Raw genomic sequence first — 6,364 nt, forward strand, 5'->3', positions numbered from 1 at the left:
GGTTCTCTGTTACACTCTAACGAACCTTTTGCCAGAGATACGCGACAGAGAATGAGCCAAACGCCATCAGTTTTTTCAACGGAACACGATTTAAATACCTCTGAACAGCAAGCCTTTTGGCAAACCGTTGTCCAAGACACACTCAACACGCCCGATGGATTAACCTTGGCCTATATGATGGTTAAGCATCCTAAAGCCCATGCCAGCATAGTCATCAGCAGTGGCCGCGTGGAATCCTACCTAAAGTATCAAGAGTTGATTTTTGACTTGTATCAGCAAGGCTACTCGGTGTTTGCTATCGACCACCGCGGTCAAGGATTATCGAGTCGAATGACCGCAAATCCCCATCAAGGACATGTACGGAGATTTAATGACTACATTGATGATTTTGCGCTGTTTATGCAAACGGTTGTGCTTAAACACGCCACCTCACCACTGTTCTTACTTGGGCACTCTATGGGCGGTGCCATCGGCACCTTGTATCTAAAACAGCATCCCGATGTCTTTACCGCTGCCGTATTTTCAGCACCTATGTATGGCATCAAGTTACCCATGCCTAAAGGGTTTGTCCGTTGGTTAGCCAGTAAACTCGATACCAGTCTCAACGGTGGAGAGCCTAATTATGTGCTAAGTGGTCAAAACTATAAGGCAGTCCCAGTCCCCTTTAAGGGAAATGATCTCACCCATTGCCAGAGCCGTTACCAAGCCTACCGAGAATTGTATGAGGCGGCGCCAAAGCTGCAGCTAGGTTCTCCGACTAACCGTTGGCTTACTGAATCCTTAGATGCAGCCGATGCTTGTGTATTGGCAACAACGCATATACGTACACCTATTCTGATCCTACAGGCCGGTGAGGATAAAATTGTCGACAATGCAGCGCAAAATCTCGCAGTGAGCTCTAATTGCCAATTAAAGGTGATTGCAGGAGCAGCCCATGAGATATTTATGGAGAAAGATAGCTATCGCAATCAAGCGCTGAATTACGCACTCGATTTTTTTAAACGCTACGCAACAAGGGACGTGGACAAACAAGCTGTTTAAAATCATTCAAACTCAAGGCGCGAGCGATATTGTAACCTTGGAAATGGGTACATCCTAAGGTGGTAAATAGCTGTTGTTGCTGAACCGATTCAACGCCTTTAGCCACTATCGGCAGTTTAAAAGGTTGTACCGCTTGAATAAGTGCTTGGTTCCAACTCGCATCATTCAACAAGCTTACTGCACAATGCACATCTAACTTCACCTCAGTTAGCGGGTAGTTATGTAGGCAACTTAAGGCACTCTGCCCGGCACCAAAGTTATCTAACGTAATAGCAATCCCTGCCTCGACTAACTGAATAATCCGTGGCTCAACAAATGCTTTAGATGTAAGGAACACACTCTCAGCAAGTTCAACGCCCAGTTGCTTATCATCAAGCTCATAGGAACGAACTACAGCAATAAATTGTTCAATAAAATCAGCTTGGCAGAAAGATAAGGTACTTATATTCAACGTCAAACGCGGCAACGTAATGCCAAGTTGCCTAAACTGTTTGACTAACTGGCAAACTCGCTCGGTAACATTTAAATCAAGCGAGGCAACCAATCCATTTTGCTCAGCTAAGCTAATAAATTGAGCAACAGGGACGATTTCTCCATTGGCTAAAGACCAGCGAGATAAGACTTCAGCAGACTCTATCTTGCCATACACATCCACAACGGGCTGGAACATCAATGAGAGCTGATTGTCAGTAATGGCCCGTTGCAATGCATTGAGTAATGACGGTTCAGGATCCAATGCACGCGCTAAGTCTGGATGATAGAAAGCACAACCTGCATGTTCCGATGACTTACCATGCTCCATTGCGAGTTGAGCACGCCGAACCACAAGTTCTGGTGCAAGTGTTTCAACCGAATCTAATAAGCAAATACCCAGATTCGCAACCAAACTAAAATGATGCTCACCATAATGGAAAGGACGCATCGTGATTTGCCTTAACTCGGTTGCTAAGGCCAAGGCACGGCGCCCAGCCATTTCGGCATCAACAGCTAAATCTTTGACTAAAAATGCAAAATTACCAAATTCAATATGTGCAACAACAATATTCTCAGTAAAATAGCTCGAAAGTCTTGCGCCTAATTGAGACAGTAATCGCTCTAGTTCATGGGTTGACAGCGAATCACTAATATCATGAGTATCCACATTAACGAATAATAAAGCCCCCCAATAACCTGCACGATTTCGTTGAGACAGGTATTGAGACAATTGTTCCATAAACGCTTCAGGAAGCATTCGGTGGCCACTTGCAGATTGCTTAACTAACTCCGCAATAGCAGCATGGTTTTTCTCACTCTCAGACACATCAACATGAATCCCAATCATTCGGGTAGGTCGCCCCAAATGATCCCAGTCAACTAACATGCCACGGTCGAAAACCCAAACATAATGGCCATCGCGATGTAGTAAGCGATGCACACTCTCAAACTCCTTTGTTTTGCCGCTCACATATTCATCCAGACAATTCAACACAGCTTGCTTATCATCTGGATGTAAACGCGCCTCCCACGTCTGGAATGCCCCTTCAAGTTCATCTGGAAGGTAACCAATCATTTCCTTCCATCGATCGGAGAGAAATACTTCACCAGTTCGAAGATCCCAATCCCAAATACCATTGCGCGAGCCTTCAACGGCAAACAACCAGCGCTGTTCACTATCATTAAGCTGCTTAACCGCTCGACCTAAGCGCTCATGCACCTGTTGGAGACTCGTCTGTAAAGATAAAACCTCAGCAGCACTCCAAGGTACTTGTATTGTAAATTCCGGTGTACCGACATGCTTAGCCGATTTACTTAACAACTTAAATGGACGTATCAACAAATAATATAACACGCAGGTAAAGCCAATAAGCAGCAGGGCGCCAAGTCCCCATACACGCATAAATCGTTGTTGTAACTCAGTTGAGGCTTTAGCTACTAAAGGAGCTAAATCAGACTCGAGATAAACCAACTCTGTCGCTCCAGGATACTGGGCTTCAACAGGATAATAGGCTTGAATAGACAACCTTTCGGGATTAACAGAAATACTCGCCAACCCTGATTGCACTACGGCATGGTGCTGAATTACATCGTACCCATCTATCACTTCAATCGCATTGCTATCGCGCCAAACTGCATGATTAGCAAATCGAATCCGGCTGTTTGCATCGAGCAAGATATAGACCATAACATTCATATCTAACGTCGCGAGAGAGACCTCCTGCTCAATGCGTTCTATATCCTGTAATGCTTGTGCCGATTGCACAATGGCCTGCATACGTAAAAGCTGCTGCTTTATTTGACCCACTTGACGATCGGCCAACTCCTTGCGCACCTGTTTACTCTCATAAAAATACTCAGCCGTAACCAACACTAAGTAAAGTGTTAGCATGCACACAGGTATCAACACAACGAGCGAGAGTTTGCGAAACATTGGTTGCTAATAATTTTAAATTAAATGGTCGACGCCCAGTATGCTAACGGGTAACCGGTTATTAAGCAAAAAGACTTAACATAAGGACCATTAAACAGATCAACAACTCAAAGGGTAATTAATTGTAATCAAATGAAATTATTGATTTTTAAAATAGCTGAAATGAAACTTTAGAAAAGGTGTCGATATGTTCAGTTTGAAAATGAAAAACAAAAAAGCCAGCTTATTCAGCTGGCTTTATGCTCTCTTACGAGACTGTTTGTCTTCACGTTTAAAAGTGAAATCAAATTAGGCGCTTGGCGATGACCTACTCTCACATGGGGAGACCCCACACTACCATCGGCGCGATTGCGTTTCACTTCTGAGTTCGGGATGGGATCAGGTGGGACCACAATGCTATTGTCACCAAGCAAATTCGGTTTAAACAAGACTCGAGAGCGCACTGTGTGCTGCTAGGTCCTAGAACCTACTCTTGTCTTATTTATTAATTTAGAAAGCTGTATTGAGTATCACTTCTTAAGTGTTTGTATTCGTCTAAGTACTGTACGACCTCCAGGGAAGGAGGAAGTACTGGAAAATGTCTGGAACATTTTCAGTAAAACCCATCTGGGTTGTATGGTTAAGCCTCTCGAGTCATTAGTATCAGTTAGCTCAACGCCTCACAACGCTTACACACCTGACCTATCAACGTCCTAGTCTCGAACGGCTCTTTAGTGGACTTAAAGTCCAAGGGATGACTCATCTTGGGGCTCGCTTCCCGCTTAGATGCTTTCAGCGGTTATCGATTCCGAACATAGCTACCGGGCAATGCCATTGGCATGACAACCCGAACACCAGCGGTTCGTTCACTCCGGTCCTCTCGTACTAGGAGCAACTCCCCTCAATCATCCAACGCCCACGGCAGATAGGGACCGAACTGTCTCACGACGTTCTGAACCCAGCTCGCGTACCACTTTAAATGGCGAACAGCCATACCCTTGGGACCGACTTCAGCCCCAGGATGTGATGAGCCGACATCGAGGTGCCAAACACCGCCGTCGATATGAACTCTTGGGCGGTATCAGCCTGTTATCCCCGGAGTACCTTTTATCCGTTGAGCGATGGCCCTTCCATTCAGAACCACCGGATCACTATGACCTACTTTCGTACCTGCTCGACGTGTCTGTCTCGCAGTTAAGCTGGCTTATGCCATTGCACTAACCGTACGATGTCCGACCGTACTTAGCCAACCTTCGTGCTCCTCCGTTACTCTTTGGGAGGAGACCGCCCCAGTCAAACTACCCACCAGGCACTGTCCTTACCCCAGATAATGGGGCCAAGTTAGAACATCAACACTACAAGGGTGGTATTTCAAGGACGACTCCATCAGAACTAGCGTTCCAACTTCAAAGTCTCCCACCTATCCTACACATGTAGGGTCAATGTTCAGTGCCAAGCTATAGTAAAGGTTCACGGGGTCTTTCCGTCTAGCCGCGGGTATACGGCATCTTCACCGCAATTTCAACTTCACTGAGTCTCGGCTGGAGACAGCGTGGCCATCATTACGCCATTCGTGCAGGTCGGAACTTACCCGACAAGGAATTTCGCTACCTTAGGACCGTTATAGTTACGGCCGCCGTTTACCGGGGCTTCGATCATGAGCTTCTCTTGCGATAACCCAATCAATTAACCTTCCGGCACCGGGCAGGCGTCACACCGTATACTTCCTCTTGCGAGTTTGCACAGTGCTGTGTTTTTGATAAACAGTTGCAGCCACCTGGTATCTGCGACTCCCGTCAGCTTAGAGAGCAAGTCTCATCACCAACAGGAGCGTACCTTCTCCCGAAGTTACGGTACCATTTTGCCTAGTTCCTTCAGCCGAGTTCTCTCAAGCGCCTTGGTATTCTCTACCCGACCACCTGTGTCGGTTTGGGGTACGATTCCTACTAACCTGAAGCTTAGAAGATTTTCCTGGAAGCATGGCATCAACTACTTCATCCCCTTGGGGACTCGTCATCAGCTCTCAGTGTATAGTGACCCGGATTTGCCTAAGTCACCCACCTACCACCTTAAACGCGGACTACCAACGCCGCGCTAGCCTAGCCTTCTCCGTCTCTCCATCGCAGTTAGCAAAAGTACAGAAATATTAATCTGTTTCCCATCGATTACGCCTTTCGGCCTCACCTTAGGGGTCGACTCACCCTGCCCCGATTAACGTTGGACAGGAACCCTTGGTCTTTCGGCGAGGGGGTTTTTCACCCCCTTTATCGTTACTCATGTCAGCATTCGCACTTCTGATACCTCCAGTGTGGGTTACCCCTTCACCTTCTACGGCTTACAGAACGCTCCTCTACCGCGCAACCCTAATGGATTGCACCCGTAGCTTCGGTGGTATGTTTAGCCCCGTTACATCTTCCGCGCAGGCCGACTCGACTAGTGAGCTATTACGCTTTCTTTAAATGATGGCTGCTTCTAAGCCAACATCCTAGCTGTCTAAGCCTTCCCACATCGTTTCCCACTTAACATACACTTTGGGACCTTAGCTGACGGTCTGGGTTGTTTCCCTTTTGACGACGGACGTTAGCACCCGCCGTCTGTCTCCCGAGTAGTACTCATTGGTATTCGGAGTTTGCAAAGGGTTGGTAAGTCGGGATGACCCCCTAGCCTTAACAGTGCTCTACCCCCAATGGTATTCGCTCGAGGCGCTACCTAAATAGCTTTCGAGGAGAACCAGATATCTCCCGGTTTGATTGGCCTTTCACCCCCAGCCACAAGTCATCCGCTAATTTTTCAACATTAGTCGGTTCGGTCCTCCAGTTGATGTTACTCAACCTTCAACCTGCCCATGGCTAGATCACCGGGTTTCGGGTCTACGCCTTGCAACTAAACGCGCAGTTAACACTCGGTTTCCCTACGGCTCCGCTATTCGCTTAACCT

The 6,364-nt window shown here is 46.9% G+C and carries 2 protein-coding genes and 2 rRNA genes (1 of these 4 cut by a window edge); 1 reads left to right on the forward strand and 3 read right to left on the reverse strand.

What is annotated here, in order from left to right:
• The first annotated feature begins 51 nt into the window (after positions 1-51).
• Positions 52-1,041: an alpha/beta fold hydrolase gene (locus SO_RS22005; protein ID WP_011074319.1), complete on the forward strand. Its 990-nt coding sequence runs from the start codon at positions 52-54 to the stop codon at positions 1,039-1,041.
• On the opposite strand, the gene SO_RS22010 is transcribed toward SO_RS22005, so the two are convergent.
• The 3 genes from SO_RS22010 to SO_RS22020 all read right to left on the reverse strand — a co-directional run.
• Positions 998-3,448 (reverse strand): EAL domain-containing protein, encoded by a 2,451-nt coding sequence (locus tag SO_RS22010; protein WP_011074320.1) that lies wholly within the window; start codon positions 3,446-3,448, stop codon positions 998-1,000. The genes SO_RS22005 and SO_RS22010 overlap by 44 nt on opposite strands.
• 294 nt (positions 3,449-3,742) lie before the next feature.
• Positions 3,743-3,858: ribosomal RNA gene (gene rrf, locus SO_RS22015) — 5S ribosomal RNA — on the reverse strand.
• 205 nt (positions 3,859-4,063) lie between these two features.
• Positions 4,064-6,364: ribosomal RNA gene (locus SO_RS22020) — 23S ribosomal RNA — on the reverse strand; it runs 592 nt beyond the window's last position.

Origin of the sequence: Shewanella oneidensis MR-1, assembly GCF_000146165.2 — a bacterium.
Lineage (GTDB): Bacteria > Pseudomonadota > Gammaproteobacteria > Enterobacterales > Shewanellaceae > Shewanella > Shewanella oneidensis.